Below are 26679 nucleotides of genomic sequence, written 5' to 3'. Positions count from 1 at the left end.
CTGATGTTTGCCTTCGCCATCTGGATATGGCGGCGGCAGATCATCAAGTATCCAGACGACACTTGGAAAGCTCGCTTCTAACCAATTTGTCCACGCCGCCTAGCGAGATCATGATGGTTTAGCCAGCTTCAGAGGCGAAAGGCTTCGTGAGGTCTTCCATTTGAACGAACTTGCCATCCTGATAAAGTAGGGGTGAGACAGTCGCAATCGAAGAAGCCTTAACAACCTCTGCGATAAAAATGCTATGCGTGCAATAATCGATGCTGCGGTAAAGGCGGCAGAAGATATTGGCCTGCGCGTGCTGCAAATAGGGCGTGCCCTCTTCGCTGTTCCGCCATACGCCCACCGCGAAACGGTTTTCCCCGGTACTGCCGCCACCAAAAGCCAAGCCGACGTCGACCTGCCCACTTGCGAGCAGGTTTACGCAAAAAACGCCAGCTTTGGTCATTGGAATATGCATCGATGCAGAGCGATTGACGCATACCAGCAAAGAGGGAGGGTCAACGCACACTGACGTGACCGCCGTCGCCGTCATGCCATGGCGAACGCCGTCGAGCGCGCAGCTGACGACGCTGACGGTCGTGGTCAAACGCCGCATGGCACTTTTAAAGTCAGTGATTAATTCAGACATCGGATCGATCCTGTCGCGGTCGGTTCAGGCGTGCAAGTCGCTGACCAGACTTGCATAGACGAGGGTGCGCAATTCCCGCCTGATTGGATATGCATTCGAAGGGATAAGCTGAGTCATGAAAGTGACACACAGCTCTTCTTGGGGATCGGCCCAGAACAGGGTCGATGCCATACCGCCCCAGTGCATCTCACCCACCGAACATGGCATCAAGGTCCGGACCTCATCGACGACTACCGCTACGCCAAGGCCGAAACCCATGCCGGGATATATGGCTTCGGAGTAGGTGGAGAGAGATAATGCTCCGATTTCCTGCTTGTCGGGCAAATGATTGCTGCCCATCAGCCGAACCATTTTGGCAGATAGCAGCCGCGTCTGGCCAAAACGCCCACCCTCGGTCAGCATGGTTGCGAACCGATGATAATCGTGCGCGGTAGACACTAGCCCACCGCCACCTGACAAAAATGTGGGCGCACGCAGATAGTCACTGTTCGCGGGATCTTCCTGCAGGCTCACGTGGCCATCATCCAGCTTGTAACTGGCAGTGAAACGATGCTTTTTGTCTCCGGCAACCCAAAAGGCCGTATCTTCCATGCCCAGCGGTCCGAAAATACGCGATTGCAAAAAGATGTCGAGCGACTGGCCGCTGAGGCATTCAATAACATGGCCGAGTACGTCGATAGAAATCGAATAGTTCCAGGCCGAACCGGGCGTGAAATCCAGCGGTATGTCGGAAAGGGCGTCGACCGTTTGCGCAAGATTCAGGTCGCCATGCCTCCGCCCGATGCCTTTGGCTCGATAGGCGGCGTCGACCGCGCTGCGGCGCTGGAAATCATAGGTCAGCCCGGCCGTATGGCGGAACAGGTCGATGATGCGCATGGGCGCGTATCTTACATTTTCAGGCGATGATCCTTCGCCGCCCGGCCCAAGGACGGTCAGGTCATGCCAAGCCGGAATATAGCGCGAAACCGGATCATCCAGTTTCAGCAGCCCTTGTTCCACCAGCATCAGCGCTGCCACGCTCGTCACCGGCTTGGTCATTGAATATATTCGGAATATCGCATCGTCGGGCAGCGGAATATTGCGCTCCCTGTCTTGCATGCCCGTGACAAACTCGTGCGCAATCTCGCCTTTTCGCGAAATAAGCAGATGTGCGCCGGGCAGGTGGCCGGTGTCGATATATTGAGTCTGGATAAAGTGATTAACCCTCTGCAATCTATGTCTGCAAAAGCCCAGCGTGCCGGTGCCTGTCATGGCCGATCCACCTTTAACCGGTTATACGGTCGTTAGATGCCGGCGCGGACGGCAGGCGATAGGCCATAACCGTTTCATGCGCCCGCAGGGTCAGATACCAGCACAGCAATTCCCTGTAGCAGGCGATGCCAAGGCGTCGATAGGCTCTTTTGCGATAGGTCATGACGCTTTCGGTGCCGATGTCCAGTTCCAGCGCAATGCCGGTTGTCGTCTGGCCATACAGTATCCGGGCGCATACCTGCGCTTCGCGTGGAGACAATTGTTCGGGAGCAGAAGCGATATGATGATCGATGTCCTGTAACGACGATATGGCCCGCGCCAGTCTTTCCTGCCGTGTGACCAGATCCATATGTTTGAGGACCAAGCATATCAGCAGTCGGGCCGCGCCTTGAATGGTCGCAATATCCGCCGGAGAAAAATATCGCCGGGCGCCCGATGATCGAAGACTGAGCGTCAGGTGATGATGATCGTCCGAACAATGCAGCATGACGGCGCGATATGGAGCCTGTGCGCTTTCTGACTGAAGAGGCGTCACCAGATCGATGCGAAGCGTGGCCTGACTTTCCGGCGCAACGTTCCACGATTGCGATCGCCGTGCCGGTACGGAAAGATGATCCATGAAAGCAGAATCGGCGATGTCGCCATCTTCCGTCAGGATGAAAAGGCTTTCAACGCTGGCTTTGGACCAGAGATAGTGAAGAAGATCGTTCGAAAAATCAGACGTCCCGATAGACAGGACTAGGTCGTTTGCATCAGCACATCTACTGCCCCGATCGGCAGCAATAGCGGGATAATTCATTGGTATCCCCTCTCCGGTGAAATATCATTCCGATTATGCGTGTCGGAACAGATTGGCTTCGGTGGTGGGATGCGTCCAATATTATGATTCTCTCACATCAGACCAGAAAAGTAGCGGTCGGGATAAGGATCAATCTCCCATCATGGTCGCGTTTCGGCCACCGTCGATCACGAATGTTTCGCCGGAAATCGCTTGCGCCTGATCGGAGAGGAGAAAAGCTGCCAGATTGGCGACGTCCGGCGCAGTGGCGCAGCGGCCCAGTGCAGATGTGCCTTCGCGCCGGGCGATGCGCTCTTCCCCCACTTTGCGTCGGGCTGATGGCGTGTCGACAAACCCTGGGGCGATTGCATTGACGCGAATGCCGTCTGGCCCCAGTTCCGCCGCCAAATGGCGGGTGAGGGCGGTAATTGCGCCCTTGGCAGCGCCATAGGCTGCGCAATTGGCGCTGCCGCGCAGCGCGGCAACGGAACTCAGATGCACGATCGATCCGCCCTGCGACAGGTAGGGACGGGCAGCCTGCGTGCACCATAAAGGCGCACCAACGCCGATTGCCATCATTCGGTGCAGGTCATCGGGCATGATCTGATCCAGCGGCGCATAGCGCATCCACATGGCGCAATGGACGATCCCGTCGATGCCGCCCATATGGCGCGCAGCATCGGACACAATTGCATGGGCGGCGTCTCTGTGGGCGACATCACCGATGATCAGGTCAGGATCCTGTCTCCGATCGTCCTGGCGGCAACCAGCCAAAGGCGCCCGAACATCTGTACCGACGACCATCCCGCCCGCCTGTCGCAACCGCGCGACGATCGCCTGTCCGATGCCGCCACCCGCGCCGGTGACCAACAGGCGGCGACCGACCAGCATATGTGCCGGTCCATCGATGTCCCGCCCCGTCATGCGACCAGCTTGCGACCTATGATCATTCGATGAATGTCGTTGGTGCCTTCGATGATCTGATTGAGCTTTGCATCCCGCATCATGCGTTCGACCGGAAAATCCTTAGAATAGCCATAGCCGCCGAGGATCTGGACGGCATCGGTGGTGACTTCCATCGCGCGGTCCGTGACATAGCATTTGCTGATGGAAGACAACAGCGTGACGTCCGCGCCGGCATCTGCATCCAGCGCAGCCGTGCTGTCGTACAATAGCGACCGGCAGGCGGCCACTTTCATGGCCATGTCCGCCAGCCGGAACTGCACCCCCTGAAACTGGCCGACCGGGCGACCGAATTGCTGCCGTTCCTTCACATATCGGCATGCGACGTCGAGCGCACCCTGCGCCAGCCCCAGCGAAGATGCGGCAATGGTCGGCCGGTTGAGATCCAATATCTTCATACAGGCCTTGAAGCCGCCACCTTCGCTGCCGATCAGGCAATCTGCCGGTACACGCATGTCTTCGAACAGAAGTTCGTCGCTGGGCGCACCGTGGCGGCCCATTTTGCGTTCGCGATTGCCCACGCGGAAACCGGGCAATCTGGTATCGACTAGAAATGCGCTGAGGCTGCCATGGCCCGGCTCATCGGATGTGCGCGCGATCAGCAGCACGTAATCGGCCATGCTGCCCCAGGTGATCCAGGTTTTCTGGCCATTGATGACATAGCTGTCGCCATCGCGGCGCGCACGCGTGCGGATGGCGGTGACGTCCGATCCGGCCTGTGGTTCGGTCATTGCGATGGCTGTGATCAACCGTCCGCCCGCTGCCTGGGCAAGATAACGATCCTTCTGCGCCTGCGTTCCCAGGGCGAGAACCGGCAGGATCAGGCCGATGGAATTATTGGCGCACAGGGCGGATGCGGACAGGGAATATTTGGCGATCTCTTCCTTTGCGATGCAAACCAGCGTAAGATCGCCGCCCGGCCCGCCATAGCTTTCGGGTACCCACAGTTGCAAAAGTCCCATGTCGCCGAATTTTTCGATCAGCTCACGCCCGATGGCATCATCTTCGTCGATCCGGTCGGCAACCGGCGCGACTTCCGCTTCGACAAAGCGTCTGATGGTTTCCTGAAAGGCCCGCTGTTCGTCGGTAAAGCGCATCATCCTCTGCCCCTATCATCGTCAAGGCTTATATGGGCGTCGTGCCTATCCGTCCGGGGCAGGGGCGTCCAATATGATATGATCGCCGTCGTCAGACGATTTCGCTATCGTGGCGACACGGCCTGTTCCGCGGCGACATCGGCAGGCAAGCTGCCTGACAACTGGTCCATCCGCCCGGCAACGGCCGTCGTCGCCGCCGTTACGAAACTGGGCATGATGTGCGTTTGCACATCGTCCCGGTAAGCGAGCTGAAAAATGGTCGTGGGCATGGTTTCGCGGATGCGCCGATATACGATCGCGTCGATCTGGATGCCCTGCACCGAAGCGGGAACCAGCGATACCCCAAGGCCTGCACCCACCAGACTGAGCAATGTGGACATATCGGCCACTTCCTGCGCGATGGTGAAGCGATAGTTGCGTTCTATCAGCGCGGTCAACATGCGCATCCCGTACAGGCGGCTGAGAGAGGGGGAGATGATGATCAGCGGCTCCATCGCGATTTCTTCAAGCGGGACGACCTCCTGCGCGGCAAGGCGGTGATCGGCAGGAAGGGCCGCAACGAAGCTCTCGCGGAAGAGCGACACGGTTTCGATATGAGGCTCCATGATCGGGCCGCGCAGCATGCCGACATCGATGGAACCGGCTGCCAAGGCATCGATCTGTTGCGCGATCGTCATTTCGGCGAGTTGAATCTTCACATGCGGGCGGCTCAGGCTGAATGTCCGCAATACATGGGGTATCAATGTGTAGATGGCCGAATAGACCGCGCCGATCCGAATGAGGCCCCGTTCCCCCCGTGCGATTTCTCCGACGACCGACGCTGCTCGATCGGTGTCGTTCAACAGGCGATGGGCATAGGGGATCAGGGCCTCGCCCGCTTCGGTAAGCGCGACAGAGCGGTTGGAACGGATGAACAGTTCAGCGCCCAGTTCGCGCTCCAGATTGCTGATCTGCTGACTGAGCGGTGGCTGGGCGATGCCGATCCGTTCGGCCGCGCGCGTGAAATTCAGTTCTTCTGCGACGGCCAGAAAATAGCGGAGCTGGCGCAGTTGCATGCGGGGTGATGCTATCCGGCTATGATCATATTGGCTGTTCGACACATGCATTCTCTTTGCTGGCGATGCTCACGCTGCTTGCCGCAGGATGTGCCTGAAACGGTGGCTCTGCAAGGATGAATGGGCGACGTCACCGGTCGCGTCACATCATGGTCAGCAATTTGGCGACGGCGTCAGGTTCGTCCACCATCATGTCGTGACCGAACGGGACGACATGGACCTTCCAGGCGGGATCATCGCGTAGTTTCTCATAATATGGGCGAAACGGCGTGTTGGCGTCTGCTCCGCCCCAGCCGGTGGCGAAGACGAAATGGCGATTGGCGATGTCCTTGTGCCGCCCGCTGAGTTTTAACCCCTGAAGCATCGTGGCGAATGGCTGCCGGGTACAGAGCCGGTCGACCCGGTCACGATTTCCCGGCCTGACCCCCAGACTTTCGGCGGTCGGCGGTGCAACGCTCCATCCATCCATGCCCATGGCCCCGGTAGCATCGCCCACCGAAGGCCCTGCCAGCTTGCGGACGGAATCGCCGTCATTTTGCGGAACGAAGGCGTCGAGATAGACGATGGTGGATATTGTGTCGGCCAGTCGGTCAGCAACACCGGTGATGACCATGCCGCCATAGGAATGGCCGACCAGAACGATGTCGCGCAGCTCTTCATATGCGATCATATGCACGACATCCTGAACATGCATGTCGAGATTGACGATATTGCCGCCAATATGGCTGCGTTCGCCAAGGCCGGTAAGGGTTGGGGTATATACGGTATGTCCGGCGCGGCGCAGGATTGCGGCCATGTCCTTGTAACACCATCCGCCATGCCAGGCGCCATGGACCAGCACGAAAGTGCGAGGGGGGGCAGACGGGGTCGATGGAGTTCTGGCCCCGGTTGCGGTTGCGGATGCCGTCATGGCCAATCCGCCGATGGTGGTCAAAAACCGGCGTCGGTCAGATTGCATGGAACATCCTTACCTTAACGGGAATGGCGACGATATGCATGACCGGTCTTGCCCGGATATACCGGTCATGTCAGGCCCGCTGCCGGTCATGCTGCGCGACCTCCGCCAGAATGATATCGCGATCGGCATCCAGACCGGATACAAAATTTTGTGCGTGGACACGGGACGCGGACATGCGGAACGGCAGGTTGGGGATCAGGAAGGCGCCTTCATCGTCGATGACGCGGGCCATGCTGCCCAACGCCTCAAGCTGAGGATCGTCGAGCGCTTCTTTCACGCTCTTGTACCGGGAACATGGCACGCCGCCGTGATTAAGCTCTGTTTCGCAATCGCTGCTGGGGCGTTTGATCGTCCATGCCTCCATCAGTTCATACAGGGTCGACCAGTTTTTATGCCGGTTGCCGGTGGCGGCAAAGCGGTCGTCACTGATCCATTCGGGATGGCCCATCGCCCTGGCGGCATGTTCGAAATTTCTCTGCGATGTGGGGGTAATCATGACATAGCCGTCGCTGGTCTTGAGCGGACGGAAGAGCGGACGAATCTCAGTCGCCGGGAATTGCGCTTCCTGAATCTCGTAGACCATCAGCTGAAGCATGGATTCCAGCAGCGTCACATCGACATATTGCCCCTCGCCGCTTCTGTCGCGGTGATAAAGGGCCGCCAGAATGCCAGAAAAGGCGAAGCTGGCACCCATGGCGTCCGCGACGAACAACATGCTGTTGGGTGGCCGGTCGGCCTTGTCCTGATAACCCATGAACGCCTGATCATAACCGGACGCTGCCTGAACGATCTGGGCAAAGGCAGGGCGCTTTGCGCCGGGGCCGGTAACGCCATATCCCGACACCGAACAATAGATGATGCGGGGATTGATTGCGCGGACGGATTCATAATCCAGCCCGAATCTGGCCATCACGCCAGGCCTGAAATTTTCGGCTAGAATGTCCGATTGCGCTATGATTGCCTTTGCGACTTCCAAATCGGCAGGGTCGGCAAGGTCGAGCGCGATGCTACGCTTGCCTGCGTTGATCTGTCCGAAATAGGTGCTTGATTCGCCCCGTTTGGGATGGCGTGTGCGGATATAGTCGCCATCGGGCGATTCGATCTTTACGACGTCGGCGCCCATATCTGCCAGATAGCGCGTTGCCAGCGGACCAGCCATCATCATCGTGAAGTCGGCGACCTTCAGCCCATCCAGCACGCCTTTGCCGCTGCGCTGATCCTTCATGGCATCCTCCCGAAAAACATGGTTTGACAATGTAAACCGGCCATATCGGTCGCCAGTTGACTGGATGAAATCTTAGCCCGGCCTGAGGGGCTGTCCAATATGAAGACCATAGCGCGACTATGGGTTGCGCATATGGCGGCTTTGTCCCTTTTCACGGGGGCAGCGGGATTGGATGGCCGCACTACAAATGATCGGAAGCCCGCATAGGGATAGCCGAGGGGATGTTTGTATGAGCATGAAAGCAAACGCAGCGTGGAGAGGCCTCAGTTCCACAACCGCCATCATCATGGCCTGCGCCTGTACAGGCGCCTACGCGCAGGACCGGCCTGACATGCCCGCGCCAAAAGCCGCAGAAAGAGGCGCACAGGTGCCGACCAATGCCGATATTGTCGTTACCGCCGAACGGCGCGAAACGCGATTGCAGGAAACGCCGGTCGCCGTGTCCGTCATTGGTGGCGAGGCGCTGCAAGGCAAGCAGATCAATTCGGCGCTCGACATCGGCGCAGCACTGCCCGCGGTGCAGATCGGTGAAGGTCTTGGGCAGCTGCGTATCTCGGTACGCGGCGTCAGCTTCACGGATTTACGTGCCGGGGCGGAAGGACGCATCGCCTTCTATGTGAACGGCGTCTATAATGGTCAGCCCTCGGCGCAGACCGGCAGTTTCTTCGATGTGGAGCGGGTGGAATTGCTGCGTGGCCCGCAAGGTACGCTGTTTGGCCGCAACGCCACGGGCGGCGCATTCAATATTACCACCCGCATGCCGACGCGTGACGTGTCAGGCTATGTCAACATGACTGCGGGCAATTACAAGACGATGAATGTCGAAGCCGCGCTCAGTGGGCCGCTAACCGATACGCTGACCGCGCGCATCGCAGCCAAAACGGTCAATCATGGCGGATATGGCCGCAATCTCTACACCGGCACGTCGATTAACAATGCGCATACCCAATCCTTCCGGGCGACGTTGCATTGGGAACCATCGGACAAGCTGGATATGGTGCTGATCGCCAACTACCATAATGAAGACGATCGCAACTTCATGCCTTCGCAATTTGGGCAGGTGCTGCCTGTCACCACATTGATGGAGCTTCCGCCGCGTTGTACGCCTGAAACCTATCAGGCACCCAATTGCATCCTCAGTTTTTCGCGGGACACGACGTCGCGCTACAATAATACGAACGAACGCTGGCAAAAGGGTGTCAACCTTACGACCAGCTACGACCTCAATGACTGGTTGACGCTCAAATCGGTGCTAGCGGCTTCTTTCTCCTATTATAAATTGACGCAAGGCAATTCAGGGTCGCCGGGTATCAGCCCGTATAACACCTTCTTTTCCCATAATGACCAATATACCGCTGAATTTCAGCTGCTGGGTGATCGGGGACCGCTCAGTTTCGTGCTGGGTGCTTTCTATTTCAACGACAAGACGACGCCGCGGTCGATTACCGCGCTGCCCAGCGGTGCCTTCGTTCCCAATGTGCCTAATTATCTGGCGCAGGGTTCGCATTCCATGGCAACGCTGCTGACGCGGTCGGTCGCGCTCTATGGGCAGGCGACCTATGAAGTCACCGATCAGCTATCCTTGACGCTGGGCGGGCGCTACACCTCTGAAAAGAAGCATAATCACGACAATTATCTGGGTTTCAACGTGGTCACGCCCTATCCAGCCCCTGGTGTGACGGGCGGCTTCATCCTTAACCCGCCCAATCCCGGTTTCCCCAATAACCAGCATATCAGCGTGTCGGCCTTCAACCCAAAGGTGACGATCGATTATAAATTCACGCCCGATATTTTCGGTTATGCGACCTATTCGCGCGGGTTCAAAAGTGGGGGCTTTAACTGGGGACAGACCAATCCGCCCTATCCGGAGGAAAATATCGACAATTATGAAGTTGGTCTCAAAACGACCTTCTTCGGCGGTGGCCTGACGGCAAATCTCGCGGCATTTTATTATGATTATTCCAACATCCAGACGCAGGTGGTCGGCACTGGCCCCGGCGTGTCGGGCGTGCTGACCCAAAGTGCGGGTGCAGCGACGATCAAGGGCGTCGAACTGGAATTTGGCGCCCGGCCGACGCGCAACCTGCGCTTCGATGGATCGGTTGCCTTGCTCGATGCCAAATTCAAGGGCGATCTGACGACCGTTGACAATGACCGCCCGCAACTTGGCCCGCTGCGACTGGCTGGCAACTGGATCCAGGGCGCCCCCCGCTACACCGTCAATATCGGCGGCGAATATGAGGCGGACCTGGGGAATGGATCGCTGACCCTGCGCGGTGAATATCGCCGCACTGGCAAGGTCGACTGGAGCATCTTCAATCTACCGGGGTTGCGTACGCCCAGCTATGGTGTCGGCAATATCTTCCTGACCTATGCCAACGAAGATGATCGCTGGTCGGCAGGGCTGTTCATGCGCAATGTCAGCAACAGGTTGGTGGCGACGACATTGTTCAAACAGGCCAACGCGCTGGGCGCGATGGCCAGCGGTTCGGCATTGGAGCCGCGCACCTATGGCGTGACGCTGGGTTATAAATTTTGAAGTCTGACGACGAGCCTGTGACGGTGGAGAGTGATTATGGGCGAATTTATCCAGAGCAAACGCGAACGGCATCTGCTCACCATCACGCTCGACCGTCCGGAGGTTCTCAATGCCCTGCACGCCCCGGCCTGTTGTGAATTGTCCCGCATCCTCGATGACTTTGCGGCCGACGATGATCTGTGGATCGCGATCATCACCGGGACTGGGCGGGCATTTTGCGCCGGACATGATGTGAAGAACGGCTTTCACGATCCCATGCCGCCGACAGGCTGGGCCGGGCTGTCGCGTCGCTATGATCTGTTCAAACCGATGATAGCCGCCGTCAATGGGCTGGCGGTCGGCGGGGGGTGGGAAATTGCGCTGGCATGCGACATAGTCGTGGCCGACGAAAATGCCGTCTTCTCCCTGCCGGAACCACGTGTGGGGGCCATTGCGACGGGCGGCGGCGCCCGTCGATTGCCGCAACGTGTCCCCTGGCACGTCGCCATGGGGCTGTTGCTGACGGGTAATCGCATCGATGCGCGCACTGCCGCGGCGCACGGGCTGGTGACCGAAATCGCGCCACCTGGCCAGGCCATGGCCGTGGCGCGCCGTTATGTTGACGACATGCTGCGTTGTGCGCCGCTATCCCTACGCGCCACGAAACAGCTGGCATTGGCGTCGGTCGAGCATAATGCTGCGGACGTGCAGGCGATGGCCACCGACCTTGCGGAACGCAACAATCAGACATTCGATAATCGGGAAGGCGTGGCGGCATTTACGACAAAGCGTCCGCCGGTCTGGAGGGGGCGTTAGACAAGGCCTGCCGACATGCGACCGGCAAAAGGGGCGTCTTCCACGGCATGAGAAGGCGCCTCTTTCATCATCATGGAGAGATCGACAGAAATCTGGAACATGATAAAGTCGCTTGGAACAGCCGACGACTTTCATCATGCTCTAATCCTGGCTTTCTGTAAAACTATCGCGGGCGATGGCAATCGCGGTCATGGCGGTGGGCCAGCCTGAATAAAATGCCAGATGCGTGATGGTTTCGATAATTTCTGCCTGTGTCAGGCCGTTGGCTATGCCGCGCAAGATATGCGGACGCAACTGTTCGGCCCTGTTCATTGCGACAAGGCTTGAAATGGTGACTAGGCTGCGGTCGCGTTTGGACAGGGCTTCCCCTTCCCATAGCTGTCCGAACAGCACGTCGTCGGTAAAATCGACCAGGCGCGGGGCGAAATCGCCGAACCGCTGTCGCACGACGGAAACGGGTGGTGGGGCTATTTTGTCGTTCATGACATTCTCCGATGGAAAGACTGCGTCAAAGGCCCTCGACAATCATGACCCGATAATCGCCCGCCTGACGTCGATATTGTCTCGCTTCCTGATATTGAGGGCTGCCATACCATGCGCGGGCCTGGGCCATGTCGGGAAACTCCAGTATCGCCACGCCTTCGCACCCGGCGCCTTCGACGACTTCATGATGACCATAACGGGCCAGCCGGTTCAGCTGGTCGCGCGGTGCGGTCGCTGCGATCTGAGCGTACCGGTCAAGCGGCGCGGGATCGTGGATCTTTTCGCGAATGACGATGATATAGGCAGCCATGATATGCTCTCTTCACTGGGTCAGGCGGGGATGAAGCGATCGTGCGTCCAGACGGGATGACTGCCCTTGTCGCCCTGCACGATGGCAAGCGACATGGCGCCGACTCCGGCTATGCTGATGTCCACCCGGTCGCCACCTTTGACCGGAGCGACCCCGGCCGGTGTCCCGGTGGCGATCACATCCCCTGGGTGCAACGTCATGACCGACGACGCCATGGCGATCATGTGCGGGATGTCGACGATCAGGTCGCGCGTATTGGCTAACTGGCGCAGCTCGCCATTGACCATGAGTTGCAGGTCGATGTCATCATGCGCAGCGATTTCATCTGCGGTCACGATGTAGGGGCCAAGCGGGCAGAAACCGTCGAACGATTTGCGCATAACCCGCTCTTCCTTGCCGCGAACGACGAAATCGATCAGGCAGGCATAGCCAAAAACATGGCCCATCGCCCGGTCCACTGCAATATCGCGGCCGCCCCGGCCGATAATGATGGCCATTTCGCATTCATGGTGAACTTCGCGCCCATCGATAGCGGGCAGATAGACCGGATCGGCAGGGCCGCTCAGGCTTGAATTGGCCTTCAGGAAAAACCCCTGCCCGTTGGCGGGCTTTGCCGAGATAAGGGCGTTGGCGGCCACCATCTCGTCGATATGGGCGTGATAATTGGCGGGAAAGGCGATCACCTTGTTCGGCCATTCTATGGGGCATTCAAGCCGGACCGAATCCAATGCCATGCCGGTTCGGTCAGCGGCTTTGTCCAGCGCGCCGCGCAGCCCGTCGATGCGGCCGATCATTCTTACCATGCCGACCGGAGGCCATTCTCCCGGCGTTGCGCCGGCAATGTCGCTGACATCAATGATCCGCTCCCCGGCAATCAGGCCGATCCTGCCCCCATCGAAACAGCATAGTTTCATGCCGCATCTCCTTGCGCCATGGCCTGCGACCGGTCGGCAAAACCACGCACGACATCCAAAATCGCACCGACGTCGGCGGGCAGCGTGTCGCTGCGCCAGGCAACCTGACCATCAGGGCGCACAAGCACCAGCAAGGCATCGTAAAGCGTTCGTGCGGCTTCATCGGCGATAGCGACGATATGGAGGGGGAGTCCACGCTCCGTTGCCGCCTGCGTAAAGGCCGTGGGGTCGGGTGCGTCGTCGCCAAAGCGCAGCAGCACGAAGTCCCGCCCGAATTCGTCGAGGATGGATCGATCCGGTGCCAGCCAGATATGGGGCGCACGCGATCCGGGGCGTGCGGTCTGTTCATAGGTTGAAACCGTATCGACTGGCGGGGGGGTGCCGTCCGGCACCACGATGGGCGAATTTTCGTAGACATAGCCAAGGTGGATGCCGATCGAAAACCATTCCCGGCGCATGAGTTCGGTATATTGATCGCCAAATTCCGCACGCGCCCGCTCCGCCTGCTCACCCTGTTCAAAAATCAGCGGATCGGGGGACAGAACACGCGGGGACAACATGCGCTTCAGATTTTCGGTGGCTTCCGTCACATTGCGGATGGCCACCGGGCGCTGTTCGACTTCATAGGATCGCAGCAGGTCGGGGCCGCCCCATCCATCAAGCGCACCTGCCAGCTTCCAGGACAAATTTACTGCGTCCTGTATACCGGTATTCATGCCGAACCCGCCGGTCGGCGATGTCAGATGGGCCGAATCGCCTGCCAAGAACACGCGCTGCGACCCATAGCTGTCCGCGACCAGCTGGCGCCTGACCCATGGCAGCATAGACAGGATTTCAAAGTCAAATTCCCGTCCGACGGCCCGATGGATAGCCTTGCGCACTTCCGCTTCGTCCGGGGTGCGACGTGTCGTGTCGCCCACCAGCGAAAAACGCCATTGATCACGACCGTTGATGGCCACTAGCGTGGCCCATGTACCGTCCGGGCCAATGAAAATATAGCGATAGGCCGGCTTGAGCGGATGAAGTTGTTCAAGGCCATCGCAACGGAACACGACATTGGTCGTGAATGTCAGCGTGGCTTCGCCGCTCATTTTGATGCCTAGCCGGTCGCGCACGACGCTGGCGCCACCATCGCAGCCGACCATATAGCGCGCGCGTACGACCCGCTCTTCTCCGCTGACAATGTCACGAAGCGTCGCGACGACATGGTCGGCGCGCTCTTCGAAAGCCACCAGTTCCGTTTGGTAACCAAAGGTGGTGAGCGTTGATCGTTCCGCGAATTTCTTCAACACCGGGTCGAAGAAATTTTGGGGGCAACGTTCACGTTTTTGCGGACTTTGCGGCGGGCCTGCCTCCTGTCGGGGGGATGCAAAATATTCCCGGCCGAACTCATAACCGTTAAGAGAGGTGACCCAGGCGCAATCCTGCGGATAGTCGCGATTATATCCGGCATCCATGACCCACGGAACGATGCCCCAGCGGCGACAATATTCCATGGTGCGGATGCCGACCAGATCCATTTTTGGCTGATGCACCACGCCGTCCGTCCGTTCGACGAGATGGCTGGCAATACCGCGGAAACCAAGATCGCCTGCAAGCGCAAGGCCGATTGGCCCGCCGCCTACGATCAGCACAGGGACGTCGACGTCGGTTTCGACGGATATTACGGGTCTGTTGTTCACTGAAACCACCTGATCTATGGGATTAGATAAATTCTTCGCGATAGAGGCCGAGCTTGCTGAGGGCTGGGCGATCATTGACGTGGAAGAGGACGGCATCGTCGCTGGATGACCTGTTGGATATGTGGTGCAGGCACCAGGACGGAATCGCCATGAAATCGCCTGCCGACCATTCGAACATGTCCGTCTCTGTCTGAAGCGTGCCATTGCCGCGTACGACGTACAGGACCGTTGACCCGGTGTTGCGATGTGGGCGCCCCTGCATGCCAGGGCGCAGCCGTTGCAACGCGGTGCCGATGGTCGATAGTGCCGGGCCTCCGTTCAGCGGGTTCTGATATTCGAAAGCTGTATCGAAATAGGGATCGGGGGTCAGTGCCTCTGCAGATTGCAGCACCTGTATGGCATGCCCCCATTCATAGACCGGCACTGGTGTCGACGGGGCGACATGGGCGTGGCGGAACGGTTGCATCAGGCCGCTGCCATATTGCAGGGCGCCTCGCTGCGGCTCGGCTGCCAGCGGCTGAAGATCCTGCGCACTCCCTTCGAAAAATGTCGCGTCGAGCGCCCTGACCAGCGATATGTCCAGCACATCGAGCCAGACCATCGGTGCATCGCCAAGATGTTCATGATCGTGCCAGGTCATGCTGGGCGTCAGGACCAGATCGCCTTCGTTCATCTCATATCGTTCGCCATCCACCGTCGTACGCGCGCCCGCGCCCGACATGATGAAGCGCAGCGCCGTGGGTGAATGGCGGTGACAGCTGGCGATTTCGCCCGGCAGGATATACTGGATCGAACACCAGAAGGTCGGTGTCGTCCCATAATCCAGACCGGGGTTGGTGAGCCGCAGCGTCCGACGTTGGCCACCTGATTCGAGCTTCACCTGATGGCCGATCTTTTCGAGAAGTCGGGCGATATCGGGTGCGCGCCACTGGAGAGGGACCATCGATGGTTGCGGCGACGTTGTAAAAAGCGGCCGGTCGCCCTGTTGCGCGATGCGGACGTTGAACTGCGACAATTCGTCGGCAAGCGCCTGCCGTGCCGCACCATCGGTCATGACGGCTTCAACCATGGGCGGCCCCGGACAGCCTGGACGCTGCCTGTCCCCCGACGCCCATCGCCCGATGTCTGGCGGACGTCGCTTTTCGAAATTGCAGCAAGTGCAGCATTTTGGCCCCGAATGATCTGAAATCAGGGTTTCAGGGTGGGAAATGCCGTGGCGGATGTCTGCCCCCGTAAATGGGGACAGCGCGACACTGGGGGGGGGGGGGCGGACGGCATGCCGACGGGTTGGCCATTGGTCCCTGCGCTGGGGGACTGACGCCCCTTTATGGCAGGAGCTATGACGGGGTTTCGAACATCATTGGCGGTGGATGGGTGTCAGACATCATGCTGACGATCATATCAGGTGCCGATCCGTTTCTGGGACTATCGGAATTGCCAACCGCACGACATGCCATGTTATTCAGGATGAGGTTGCATGAAGATCTGGTATAAATGGTATGTGCTGATCGTGCTGATATTGATCTATATGGTCAATCAGATCGACCGGCAGATCATCACCATATTAGCGCCTTTCCTGAAAAAGGATTTGGCCCTGACAGATGCGCAGCTGGGGCTGCTCTATGGCACCGCTTTCGCATTATTCTATGGGGTTTTCGGTATTCCCCTGTCCAGACTGGCCGATGCCTGGCACCGGGTCCGTACCCTATGGGGTGGATTGCTGTTCTGGTCGATGATGACCGCGCTGTCCGGCCTGTCCGGCAATTTCGTGCATCTCAGCCTGGCAAGGGTAGGGGTCGGCATAGGAGAGGCCAGCGCTTCGCCTGCCGCCATATCATTGCTGGGCGACCTGTTCGACAAGAAGCAGCGTTCGACGATCCTGTCGCTGTACACGACCGGCTCCTATCTGGGTATCGGCGCGTCGCTGGTGGTCGGCGGGGCGATTGTGACCGCCTGGAACGGAATGTTTCCCGACGTCGCCGCCGCGCCGTTTCAACTGACAGGGTGGCAGGCGGCGTTTTTCGGTGTCGGGATACCCGGATTGCTGCTGGCGATGCTGGTTGCCCTTACCATAAAGGAACCGGTACCGGGCGAGCTTGAAGGATTGCCGCAACATAATGCCAAATTGCCGCTGGCCGTGGTGCTGTACGATCTCGCGGTCATGATACCGCCGTTCAGTTTCTTCCTGATTGCGCGGCGCGGAACAGCGATCCAGCTGGCACGGAACCTTCTTGCCGCCCTGATCATCGCAACGATGGCAATCTGCACCATCTCTCTCACCGACCATTTGCTCACCCCGGCCAAACGGGCGCCGATCGCGCGACTGGGCGACTTCGTTCTGACGACCAACGTGGTACAATGGACCGCGATCGGCGTGGCGGTCTATGCGGTGATCAGCTGGTTGCAGGCGGTGCGCCTGCATGATGGGGTGACATATCGCCTGACCGCAGGATCGCGGACATTCGTGGCCCTTTTGTTGGTTAGCGGCTTCATGGGCATTTGCGCCAATTCGCTGTTCGCGTTCGTTTTCCTCTATGCCAGCCGTTATCTGGGTTTTGGCGCGCATGATGGCCTGCTGCTGGGTGCCATCGGGGCTGCGACCGGCGTTTTTGGGGCCAGTCTTGGCGGATTGTTGGGCGACCGGGCGAAACTGCGCCATCCGGCAGGGCGCATTTTCGTATCGATCGGCGCAATGCTCCTGTTGTTGCTGTTCAGCATGATCCAGTATCTGACCGACAGCAGAAGCCTGTTCCTGGTCGCTTTCACGCTGGCGTCGATTGCGATGACCCTGTGGGTCGGATGTCTGCATGCGACGGCGCAGGATCTGGTTCTGCCGCGCATGCGGGGCATCGCCTTTGCGCTCAAGGCGCTTAGTACGTCTGTCATCGGCCTTGGCCTTGGCCCCTATGTGGTTGGCTTGATCAGCGACATTAACGGCGATCTACGCGGGGCGATCCTGCTCAGTCTGACCAGCATCCCCTGCGCAATATTATGCCTGCTCTATGTGGCCCGTAACCTTGGTCATGAGGAACAGAGCGTATTGGCGCGGGCGCGCGCCGCCGGGGAACCGTTGCCGGTTCCGATTGCGGCCTGACCTGATCTAGTCATCGGAAAGGCGCATCTTGTGACGACCAGCTTCGAACATTTTACCACTCGATATGTGGACAGCGGTGACGTACGGATTTTCGTGCGCCATGGCGGGTCCGGGCCTCCGCTGTTGCTGCTGCACGGCTATCCTGAAACACATATGATGTGGCGGCAGGTGGCAGGCCGGCTGGCGCCCCATTTCACGATCGTTGCACCGGACATCCGGGGATATGGCCGCAGCACGCAACCATCCGATACGGCCGACCATATATCCTATTCCAAACGGGTGATGGCGCACGACATGGTTGCGGTCATGGAGGCGCTGGGCTTTGACCGGTTTCATGTGGCCGGACATGACCGGGGCGGACGGATCGCCTATCGCATGGCGCTGGATCATCCCGACAGGGTGATGCGGCTCAGTATATTGGACATCATTCCCACCGGCGAAGTGTGGAGCCGTGCCGATGCGCGCTTTGCGCTGGGCTATTGGCACTGGTCCTTCCTCGCACAGAAGGCCCCGTTTCCAGAAAGGCATATCGCTCTCGATCCCGAAGCCTTTTTCTTCAAGGCCCAGTTTCCCGGAGCAGAACATTATCTCGATCCTGTCGGCTATCGCGACTATCTGGATTGCGCGAAAAATCCTGCCGTCATTCATGCCATGTGCGAAGATTATCGTGCCGGTGCGGGCTATGACTGCCAGTTGGACCAGGCGGAAAAGAAATTGTCCCGCATCGCCGTTCCTGTCCAGATATTATGGGGCAGCAAAGGCGCGCTCGAACAATGGTATGACGTTCTTGCCGTCTGGCGCGAATGGGCATCGGACGTTCGGGGCCATGCGATCGACGCGGGCCATTTCATACCGGAGGAAAATCCGGTCGAAACGGCGAAAAGCCTGTTGGCCTTTTTTTCGGCATAGCGAATATGGCGACGGCGCGACGGCGCGACGGCGCGACGGCGCAACGGCGCACCGTCGCCTCGTCTGTTACAAAGCCATCATGACGGTCTTCAGTTCGGTGAAGGACAGCACGCCTTCCTGGCCGTTTTCACGGCCCCAGCCAGACTGTTTATAGCCCCCGAACGGCATGGTGTAATCCAGGCCCGCGCCATTTACCCGCACCGTACCCGCCCTGATCAGGCGCGCCATCTGATGCGCCTTGGACAGATTGCGTGTGTAGATAAAGGCGGACAGTCCATATTCCGTGTCATTGGCCTCCGCGGCTATGGCGACCAGATCATCGTCGTCGAAAGGGGAAATGGTCGCGACCGGACCGAAAATCTCTTCCTTGCGGATCGCCATGTTCGCACGGCTGTTGGCCAATATGGTAGGCCGGATGAAATAGCCGCCGTCCTGCGCGGCATGTCCGCCTCCGGTGACGATCTGGGCGCCATCTGCCACGCCACCGGCGATATAGCCGTTCACGCGGTCCTGCTGGCTGCGGGATATGAGCGGTCCCATTTCCGTCCCGGTGGCCGTCGCGGGGCCGACCCTGATCCCATCTGCGGCTTTGGCCAGCCGGTCGGTGAAGCTGTCGTAAATGGACCGATGCACGAACACGCGTGAACCCGCTGCGCAAATCTGTCCGCTATTATAGGTGAAATTGCGCAGGACGCCGCGCACGGACACGTCCGAATCCGCATCGGCGAAAACGATGGCTGGCGATTTGCCTCCCAGTTCCAGCGTCAGCCTTTTGAGATTGCCTGTCGCCGCCTGCAACAGCCGCTTGCCCACGGCCGTCGATCCGGTGAAGGATAATTTATCGACATCCCTGTGGTCCGCCAGCGCCTGCCCCGCTTCGGCTCCAAAGCCGGTCACGATGTTGACCACGCCGTCGGGAAAGCCTGCTTGTCCGATCAGTTCGCCCATGCGCAGGGTGGCGAGTGAAGTCAGTTCCGAAGGTTTGAGTACCATGGTGCATCCAGCGGCCAGTGCATCGGCCATCTTCGAAATCGCCATGCCCAACGGGAAATTCCACGGGACGATCAGACCTGCGACGCCGATCGCTTCGCGTGTTGAAAAACAATGCATCGGAGCATTGATCGCCGGTTCGAAACTGTCGCCGATCAGGCGGGGCGCCCATCCCGCCGCGTAACGCAGCCGCGCTATATTGCCCAGCACGTCGACCTGCCGGGCTACGGCAATCGGCTTTCCGCCATCTATCGCCTCCAACAGGGCCAGCTCGTCGCAATGCGCCTCCATGATGTCGGCCAACCGGCGCATCATCTGTTCGCGCATCACGCCGTTACACTGGCGCCACGGGCCGGTTTCAAACGCCTTGCGGGCTGCGGCGACGGCCATGTCGACGTCCTCGGCTCCACCGCGTTGCAGGGTGGCGACCTGTCGTCCGGTGGACGGATCGAGGACGGGAATGGTCTGCCCTGTCGAACAGGCGACCCACTGACCGCCGATCAACAGCATCCGCGGATTGTCGTAAATGTCCGAAGCCAGATTTCCGTTTTTCGTCCAGGCCATATAATATCTCCTCTGCGACGGGCGAATATGGCTCTGTGGCCATTGCAGGCTATGATCTGCAATGCCGCCGTTTCTGGTGCCTGAACGCCTAACATCGACCGGTTGGCGATGCGGTCCCTTACGCAGGGGACATACTGGATGTGGCCTGGCCAATAGGATGGACGGAAATTCACAGGAGCGGTGATTCAATGCAAACCAGTAGCCAAGCTGTCCCGAACGCCCGGACACAGCAGTCTGAGGCCATCGATTATCTGTCGATCGTCAAGGACATGGCGCCCCTGGTCAATCGGGAAGCGCGTGCGGCGGAGGAACAGGGTGATCTGACGGCGCCGGTCGTGGACCTGTTTCTGGATACGCAGCTGGTCTGGTTCATGACGCCGCATGAACTGGGCGGCGGTGGCGCGAGCATACGAACCTGTATTGAGGTGCTGGAGGAATTGGCCCGGTCGGACGGTTCTACCGGCTGGTCGCTGATGGCCACATCAATCCATACGCTCTATGCGTCCGGCTGGGCTGGCGATCAGGTGATTGACGCCATGTTCGGGGGCGGAGAGCGGGCTATCGTCGCGGGCATGCCCGGCCCGATTGGCAAGGCGACGCGACAGGCTGATGGCCAGTTTCGCGGGTCGGGCCGGTTCGGATTTGCCAGTGGATCGGGCTATGCCAACTGGTTTCTGGCGGGCATGACGCTGGTTGACGATGGCGGCGTGCCGTTAATGGCCAATGGGGAGCCGCAGACGCTGACCTTCTTCCTGCCGCGCGATCGCATCACCTATGTCCGCAACTGGGATGTACTGGGTCTCAAGGCGACGGCCAGTAACGATTTCATCGTTAACGATGAAGTGGTTTCACCCGATTATGCAACCAATGTCAGGACATTTACGCCGCTGCGTGGACCCGACCGGTACCGTATGGGTGGTCTGGCTTTCGGGGCGGCGGGGCATTGCGCGGTCGTGCTAGGCATGATGAAGCGCGCGCTGGAGGAAATCGCCGTCATCGCGTCCGGCAAGTCACGGTTGGGTTATGGCGGGCCGATCGGCAAATATCCCACATTCCAGAAGGATTTCGCGACGCAGGAGGCCATCTACACCGCCGTGCGTACCCGCGTGATCGACATTTTCGAGGATCTGGAACGCTGCGCCGAAGCGGGTGATGCGCCAACGGCAGCGCAATGGGCGCGGATGTATCAGTTCGTTGCATGGGTGCATGACGTCGGGCCGGAAGTCGTGCGCAACTGTCATGCATGGGCAGGGTCGTCGGGCATTCGCGAACCCAGCGTGATCGGCCGTTATCTGCGGGACAGTTCAACGGCGCGGATGCATTCGGTGGCCGACCCGATCAAGCTGGTCAACGCGGCGCCGCACCTTATCGAACTCTATGCGGACAGGTCGCGCGATCGCGCGTGATCCGGGCGTATCTGGCGTGCATGCGATGACCTGACGTCTTGCATTCCGTCGGTAGTCTGCGGCTCCCGGCCATGTGTGGTGGTGGCGCAGGCCGCGCCCATAGCCTCTTTTTCGACCCGTGCGCTTCGCACGGCAATGGTTGCGCGCGCTTTGCGTGGTTGCGCGCCGAAAGGAAGCGACCTTGGTTATGAGCAGCATCTTGAGACGGGCGCACGATGTGCAGGCGGCCTGCTATTATGAAATAACAGCTGACGCCGAAGCCCAGCTGTTGTTGCGCATCATGGGCATATTTGCCCGCAACGATCTGGTACCGGACAGATGGTCCAGCGTCCGCATGGGCGCGCATCAGCGCATCGATATCCAGATGGCATTTTTGGCCCATGAGGACGGCCTTCGCCTCCTTCACCGTATCCGCAATCTCGTCGGCATTCTGCATGCCGACATGATACACTGAGCAGGAGCATCCCGTTGCATATCTCCAACGTCCCGCCCCTATCGCTGCATGTTCCCGAACCGCGACAGCGGCCCGGCGCCGACCCTGATTTCAGCCACATGCATTTCGATGCGGCAGGTGCCGTGCGGCGTCCGCCCCACGATGTCGATGCTGGCGAAATTCGCGACCTTCCTTATGCGCTTATCGGCGTGCTGGACAAGGAGGGGCAGGCCGTCGGCGAATGGAATCCCGACCTCGCGCCTGAACACCTGATTCAGGCGCTTCGCCATATGATGCTCACTCGCGCTTATGACGAACGCATGGTGCGGATGCAGCGTCAGGGCAAGACCAGCTTCTACATGAAATGCACCGGTGAGGAGGCTGTGGCCGTGGGCGCCGCCATGGCGCTCGATGATAGTGACATGTGCTTTCCGACCTATCGTCAGCAGGGATTGCTCGTCGCCCGCGACTGGCCGCTGCGCGAGATGATGAATCAGGTCTATTCGAACAGCGGCGACCGTCTGAAAGGGCGGCAGATGCCGGTATTCTATTCCAGCAGACAGGCCGGTTTCTTTTCGATTTCAGGCAATCTTGGCACGCAATATAGTCAGGCGGTCGGCTGGGCGATGGGTTCTGCTGCCAAAGGCGACACGAAAATCGCGGCGGCCTGGATCGGGGATGGCGCCACGGCGGAGGGCGACTTTCATTATGCCCTGACCTTTGCATCTGTCTACCGCGTGCCTGTGGTCCTCAATATCGTCAATAATCAGTGGGCCATTTCCTCCTTTTCGGGGATTGCGGGCGGCGATGCCACGACCTTTGCGGCACGCGGTCTGGCTTATGGCCTGCCTGCATTGCGGGTCGACGGCAATGACCTGCTTGCCGTCTATGCCGCGACCGCCTGGGCTGCCGCGCGCGCCCGCGCCAATATGGGGGCGACGGTGATCGAACTCGTCACCTATCGCAGCGACGCGCATTCCACCAGCGACGATCCCGGCCGATACCGCCCGGCGACGGAAGGGGCTTGCTGGCCACTGGGCGATCCGATCGCCCGCCTGAAACATCATCTGCTCCTGACTGGTCATTGGGACGACAGAAAGGATCAGGAGATGCAGGATGAAGTGACCGACCATGTTAAGATGGAAGGCAAGGCGTCGGAAGCGCTGGGTACGCTGGGCCGAGGCCCGCAACTCGACCCTGCCACCATGTTCGATGACGTGTTCAGGGACATGCCGCCCCATCTTCAGCGTCAACGCACGCAAATGGGATTTTGACATGGCTAGAATGAACATGATCCAGGCGATCAATGCCGCGATGGACCAGATGCTGTCGTGCGACCCCTCGGTTATCCTGTTCGGTCAGGATGTCGGCTATTTCGGCGGTGTGTTTCGCGCCACCGACGGGCTTCAGGAAAAACATGGCCGCACCCGGATATTCGACAGCCCGATTTCGGAAGGGGGCATCGTCGCCGTTGCAGTTGGCATGGGGGCCTATGGGATGCGCCCGGTCGTCGAAATCCAGTTTGCAGACTATATTTATCCAGCGGCCGATCAGTTGATTTCGGAGGCTGCGCGCCTGCGCTATCGCACCGCGGGGGAATGGTGGTCCCCCCTTACGGTCCGTGCGCCCTATGGCGGCGGCATTTATGGCGGTCAGACGCACAGCCAGTCGCCTGAGGGGATTTTTACCCATGTCGCGGGACTCAAAACGGTCATTCCCTCCAATCCCTACGATGCCAAGGGGCTGTTGATCGCCGCGATCGAGGACGATGATCCTGTCCTGTTCTTCGAACCCAAGCGCCTGTATAACGGGCCGTTCGACGGACATCATGACCGGCCGGTGCAACCATGGGCAAAGCACCCCGCCAGCGAAGTTCCCGACGGACATTATACCGTTCCCCTAGGCAAGGCGTCGGTCGTACGGTCAGGACGGGCCGTCACGGTGCTGTCCTATGGCACGATGGTGCATGTAGCGCTGGCCGCAGCTGCCGATTCCGGCATCGACGCGGAAGTGATCGATTTGCGTACGCTGATGCCGCTGGATCTCGACACCATCACTGCGTCGGTGGAAAAGACGGGATGTTGCGTCGTCGTTCACGAAGCGACCCTGACATGCGGGTTCGGGGCGGAACTGGCCGCGCTGGTTCAGCAGCATTGCTTCTATCATCTCGAAGCGCCGGTTGATCGGGTGGCGGGGTGGGATACGCCCTACCCCCATTCTTTTGAATGGCATTATTTCCCCGGTCCGGCGCGCGTGGCAGATGCCATGCGGCGCGTGATGGAGCGTTGAACCATGGCGGGTTTCGAATTCAGGCTGCCGGATATCGGTGAAGGCACGGCAGAGGCGGAATGCGTGGCATGGCACGTCTCGGTCGGTGACTGGGTGGAGGAAGATCAGCCCTTGCTCGATGTCATGACGGACAAGGCCACGGTCGAAGTGACATCGCCGGTTGGCGGCATCGTGATCGACCGGCACGGCAATCCGGGGGATATGCTGCAAGTGGGCAGCACTATATTGGTTTTCGATCAGGGCGACGAACCGGTGGCGACTCTGCCATCATCGCCGGTCGTGCTTGCGCCCGTTCTGTCGGAACGGACGGCGGACGAACCCGTCATGGTACCGCCCCCAACCCGTATCGTATCGACGCCCGCAGTGCGCAAACGCGCGCGGGACATGGGGATAGATATCGCCGACGTCCGCGGCTCTGGCCCGGCGGGCCGCGTGCGGCAGGTGGACCTTGACGCCCATGTTCGCCGGGCCGGCATGACGGTCCCCGATCTGTCGCTGTCCGTTGCGCCCCATGCAACGATGCCGGTCGCGGACGATCATGAATATGAAGATATTCCCGTCATCGGCCTTCGGCGGAAAATTGCCGAAAGGATGCAGGATACCAAAAGGCGCATCCCGCATTTTTCCTATATCGAGGAAGTCGATGTCGGTCCGCTGGAACGGTTGCGCGCCGAACTGAACGTTGCCCCCGGCCATACGGCGCCCAGGCTGACGTTGCTGCCCTTCCTGATTCGCGCTTTGTCGCGAACCTTGCCGGAATTTCCGCAGATGAACGCCCGGTATGACGATCAGGCGGGCGTGGTGCGACGCTATCGATCCTGTCATGTCGGGATTGCAACGCAGACACCGGCCGGACTGGTCGTCACGGTCGTGAAGGATGCCGGTAAACGCAGCTTGTGGGATAATGCGCTGGAAATTGGGCGGTTGAGCGATCGCGCGCGTGCGGGGAAGGCTGGCACGGCCGAATTGTCCGGGTCGACTATTACCATCACCAGTCTGGGCGCAATGGGCGGGTTGGCAACGACGCCGGTTATCAACAGTCCTGAAGTGGCCATATTGGGGGTTAACAAGATCGTTGAACGCCCGATCATACGCGACGGCCGGATCGAGGTGACAAGGATGATGAATATATCGGCGTCTTTCGACCACAGGATCATCGATGGCTGGGACGCCGCGCTATTCATCCAGCGAATAAAGTCTGCACTTGAAGCACCGGCAAAATTGTTCATGGATTGATCGGGACAGAATGTCGCTCAGCGTTGGTTCCTGCTCGTGGGTGGGAGAATGATGATGAGTCAGTCGCTGGATTGGTAGAACCGGTCCGCCGATATTTCCTTCATATCTTTGTAACTATTGCGACGGGCTTGATTTCAGGCGCCTTGGCTGCCACGCTTTGGTCGGTACAGGGCCAAGCCTATCAGGACAAGCCCATCAAATCGATGCTGTATGTCGAATTAGGGGGGGGGCGACCGATGGCGCGCCAATGATGCTGTTTCAGCTGGCCTTATAACATCTCGCCTTTGCCGAGGTGGCACCGCCATTGGTGAAGCTGGGCTATCGTGTCATCATTCCTCATTTGCGCGGTCATTTTAGACGTTCAAGGGCCTGATTGCGCATTGGAACCGTAAGCATGCGCAGGCTGCCTATGTACGCTCGCTGTCTCGTACACCACCGTCAGAATATAGCTACGTCGCATATGTGCTCCTTTGCGAGCAGACCTTTATCGAGACCTGCGCGCGGGTGGGCATACGGTGCTGAAAAGCGATCGATTTTTCCATTCTCGGCTTTCCACCGCTCGATCAGTGTGTCAGGCAAGGTGGCGGCGGCTTTGGCGAGACCTCGCCATCGCATTAGCCTGAGGCCGTAGCATCGCTTCCATGTTCCGAAGATTTTCTCGATCCTGGGGCGCACGCGATGGATCGGTTGGTTCCATTGGTGGAGCCATGCCTGGGCTTCCTCTTCGGTGCGTGCCCAAACGCTGGTGGCGACAATGCGGGGGATGCCGCCCTTGGCCCGCAAGGCATCGCGAAAGTGATTGCCGTGGTAGGCACTATCAGCGAACACCTCGCCGGGATTATCGGGCAAAGCTCCCGGGCCTGCCTTGCCATCATTGATGTTCGCAGATGTGATTGAGACTTCCTCGACCAGCGCCGTGTCGGCATCGGCGCCGACGTGGGCCTTGAAGCCGTGCATAGCCCGCTTGCCCTTGTGCTTTACCCAGCGCGCATCGTCATCACCCTCACTGGCGGACCCGATGATGGTGGCATCGACACGTATTGCGATCCGCGGTCGCTGTGATGGATGAGACCACCC

The 26679-nt window shown here is 59.4% G+C and carries 24 protein-coding genes; 9 read left to right on the top strand and 15 right to left on the bottom strand.

Annotation, left to right across the window (positions count from 1 at the left end):
• Positions 1-118: 118 nt before the first annotated feature.
• From ACOJSJ_RS06365 to ACOJSJ_RS06330, 8 genes are all read right to left on the bottom strand, one after another.
• Entirely contained in the window at positions 119-631 is a 513-nt protein-coding gene (locus ACOJSJ_RS06365; RefSeq protein ID WP_420144148.1) for a flavin reductase family protein, read from the bottom strand.
• Between the two features lie 24 nt (positions 632-655).
• Positions 656-1882 carry a serine hydrolase domain-containing protein gene (locus ACOJSJ_RS06360; RefSeq protein WP_420144147.1) on the bottom strand — a complete coding sequence of 409 codons (1227 nt, stop codon included), beginning with the start codon at positions 1880-1882 and terminating at the stop codon, positions 656-658.
• Positions 1883-1895: 13 nt separating this feature from the next.
• The gene (locus tag ACOJSJ_RS06355) at positions 1896-2681 is read right to left on the bottom strand and encodes a helix-turn-helix transcriptional regulator (RefSeq protein ID WP_420144146.1); all 786 of its coding nucleotides are present in this window, start codon (positions 2679-2681) and stop codon (positions 1896-1898) included.
• A 129-nt stretch (positions 2682-2810) separates the two neighbouring features.
• Positions 2811-3584, bottom strand: a complete 774-nt coding sequence (locus tag ACOJSJ_RS06350) for an SDR family oxidoreductase (RefSeq protein ID WP_420144145.1) — start codon at positions 3582-3584, stop codon at positions 2811-2813.
• Positions 3581-4723, bottom strand: coding sequence for an acyl-CoA dehydrogenase family protein (locus ACOJSJ_RS06345; protein WP_420144144.1), 1143 nt, complete (start codon positions 4721-4723; stop codon positions 3581-3583). Before ACOJSJ_RS06345 ends, ACOJSJ_RS06350 begins: the two co-directional genes overlap by 4 nt.
• A 101-nt stretch (positions 4724-4824) precedes the next feature.
• A complete protein-coding gene (locus tag ACOJSJ_RS06340) occupies positions 4825-5775 on the bottom strand; it encodes a LysR substrate-binding domain-containing protein (RefSeq protein WP_420144143.1) in 951 nt (316 codons plus the stop codon).
• 142 nt (positions 5776-5917) lie between these two features.
• The gene (locus tag ACOJSJ_RS06335; RefSeq protein WP_420144142.1) at positions 5918-6685 is read right to left on the bottom strand and encodes an alpha/beta fold hydrolase; all 768 of its coding nucleotides are present in this window, start codon (positions 6683-6685) and stop codon (positions 5918-5920) included.
• 118 nt (positions 6686-6803) lie between these two features.
• Positions 6804-7958 carry a CaiB/BaiF CoA transferase family protein gene (locus tag ACOJSJ_RS06330; RefSeq protein ID WP_420144141.1) on the bottom strand — a complete coding sequence of 385 codons (1155 nt, stop codon included), beginning with the start codon at positions 7956-7958 and terminating at the stop codon, positions 6804-6806.
• 367 nt (positions 7959-8325) lie between these two features.
• Here ACOJSJ_RS06330 and ACOJSJ_RS06325 point away from each other — a divergent pair, with 367 nt between their 5' ends.
• Positions 8326-10497, top strand: a complete 2172-nt coding sequence (locus tag ACOJSJ_RS06325) for a TonB-dependent receptor (RefSeq protein WP_420144140.1) — start codon at positions 8326-8328, stop codon at positions 10495-10497.
• Positions 10498-10533: 36 nt separating this feature from the next.
• The gene (locus ACOJSJ_RS06320; protein ID WP_420144139.1) at positions 10534-11292 is read left to right on the top strand and encodes an enoyl-CoA hydratase-related protein; all 759 of its coding nucleotides are present in this window, start codon (positions 10534-10536) and stop codon (positions 11290-11292) included.
• Between the two features lie 141 nt (positions 11293-11433).
• On the opposite strand, the gene ACOJSJ_RS06315 is transcribed toward ACOJSJ_RS06320, so the two are convergent.
• The 5 genes from ACOJSJ_RS06315 to ACOJSJ_RS06295 are packed head-to-tail and all read right to left on the bottom strand — an operon-like array spanning position 11434 to position 15750.
• Positions 11434-11775 (bottom strand): carboxymuconolactone decarboxylase family protein, encoded by a 342-nt coding sequence (locus ACOJSJ_RS06315; RefSeq protein WP_420144138.1) that lies wholly within the window; start codon positions 11773-11775, stop codon positions 11434-11436.
• Positions 11776-11800: 25 nt separating this feature from the next.
• Positions 11801-12085, bottom strand: a complete 285-nt coding sequence (locus tag ACOJSJ_RS06310) for a DUF1330 domain-containing protein (protein WP_420144137.1) — start codon at positions 12083-12085, stop codon at positions 11801-11803.
• 20 nt (positions 12086-12105) lie between these two features.
• Complete coding sequence (locus ACOJSJ_RS06305) at positions 12106-12999, bottom strand: fumarylacetoacetate hydrolase family protein (RefSeq protein WP_420144136.1); 894 nt, start codon at positions 12997-12999, stop codon at positions 12106-12108.
• Positions 12996-14756 (bottom strand): FAD-dependent oxidoreductase, encoded by a 1761-nt coding sequence (locus tag ACOJSJ_RS06300; protein ID WP_420144151.1) that lies wholly within the window; start codon positions 14754-14756, stop codon positions 12996-12998. The genes ACOJSJ_RS06305 and ACOJSJ_RS06300 overlap by 4 nt, the downstream gene beginning before the upstream one ends.
• Entirely contained in the window at positions 14704-15750 is a 1047-nt protein-coding gene (locus tag ACOJSJ_RS06295; RefSeq protein WP_420144135.1) for a cupin domain-containing protein, read from the bottom strand. The genes ACOJSJ_RS06300 and ACOJSJ_RS06295 overlap by 53 nt, the downstream gene beginning before the upstream one ends.
• Before the next feature lie 408 nt (positions 15751-16158).
• On the opposite strand from ACOJSJ_RS06295, the gene ACOJSJ_RS06290 reads away from it, so the two are divergent.
• Positions 16159-17775, top strand: a complete 1617-nt coding sequence (locus ACOJSJ_RS06290) for an MFS transporter (RefSeq protein WP_420144134.1) — start codon at positions 16159-16161, stop codon at positions 17773-17775.
• A 30-nt stretch (positions 17776-17805) separates the two neighbouring features.
• Positions 17806-18684, top strand: a complete 879-nt coding sequence (locus ACOJSJ_RS06285) for an alpha/beta fold hydrolase (protein ID WP_420144133.1) — start codon at positions 17806-17808, stop codon at positions 18682-18684.
• A 66-nt stretch (positions 18685-18750) separates the two neighbouring features.
• Here ACOJSJ_RS06285 and ACOJSJ_RS06280 read toward each other — a convergent pair whose 3' ends face one another.
• Positions 18751-20238, bottom strand: coding sequence for an aldehyde dehydrogenase family protein (locus tag ACOJSJ_RS06280; RefSeq protein ID WP_420144132.1), 1488 nt, complete (start codon positions 20236-20238; stop codon positions 18751-18753).
• A 188-nt stretch (positions 20239-20426) separates the two neighbouring features.
• Between ACOJSJ_RS06280 and ACOJSJ_RS06275 the strand changes: the two genes are divergently transcribed.
• The 5 genes from ACOJSJ_RS06275 to ACOJSJ_RS06255 all read left to right on the top strand — a co-directional run bounded on the left by ACOJSJ_RS06275 (position 20427) and on the right by ACOJSJ_RS06255 (position 25602).
• Positions 20427-21644: an acyl-CoA dehydrogenase family protein gene (locus tag ACOJSJ_RS06275; protein WP_420144131.1), complete on the top strand. Its 1218-nt coding sequence runs from the start codon at positions 20427-20429 to the stop codon at positions 21642-21644.
• A gap of 154 nt (positions 21645-21798) precedes the next feature.
• A complete protein-coding gene (locus ACOJSJ_RS06270; RefSeq protein WP_420144130.1) occupies positions 21799-22098 on the top strand; it encodes a hypothetical protein in 300 nt (99 codons plus the stop codon).
• Positions 22095-23351, top strand: a complete 1257-nt coding sequence (locus ACOJSJ_RS06265; RefSeq protein ID WP_420144150.1) for a 3-methyl-2-oxobutanoate dehydrogenase (2-methylpropanoyl-transferring) subunit alpha — start codon at positions 22095-22097, stop codon at positions 23349-23351. Before ACOJSJ_RS06270 ends, ACOJSJ_RS06265 begins: the two co-directional genes overlap by 4 nt.
• A 10-nt stretch (positions 23352-23361) precedes the next feature.
• Positions 23362-24366 (top strand): alpha-ketoacid dehydrogenase subunit beta, encoded by a 1005-nt coding sequence (locus ACOJSJ_RS06260; protein WP_420144149.1) that lies wholly within the window; start codon positions 23362-23364, stop codon positions 24364-24366.
• Positions 24367-24369: 3 nt separating this feature from the next.
• Positions 24370-25602, top strand: coding sequence for a dihydrolipoamide acetyltransferase family protein (locus tag ACOJSJ_RS06255; protein ID WP_420144129.1), 1233 nt, complete (start codon positions 24370-24372; stop codon positions 25600-25602).
• 438 nt (positions 25603-26040) lie between these two features.
• On the opposite strand, the gene ACOJSJ_RS06250 is transcribed toward ACOJSJ_RS06255, so the two are convergent.
• Positions 26041-26679: transposase (locus tag ACOJSJ_RS06250; protein WP_420144128.1), on the bottom strand; the 639-nt coding region annotated here is incomplete at its 5' end.

This window comes from Sphingobium sp. (assembly GCF_048594625.1).
Taxonomy (GTDB): domain Bacteria; phylum Pseudomonadota; class Alphaproteobacteria; order Sphingomonadales; family Sphingomonadaceae; genus Sphingobium.
The sequence above is the reverse complement of the archived record's forward strand: the minus strand, read 5'-3'. Positions and strand labels throughout refer to the sequence as shown.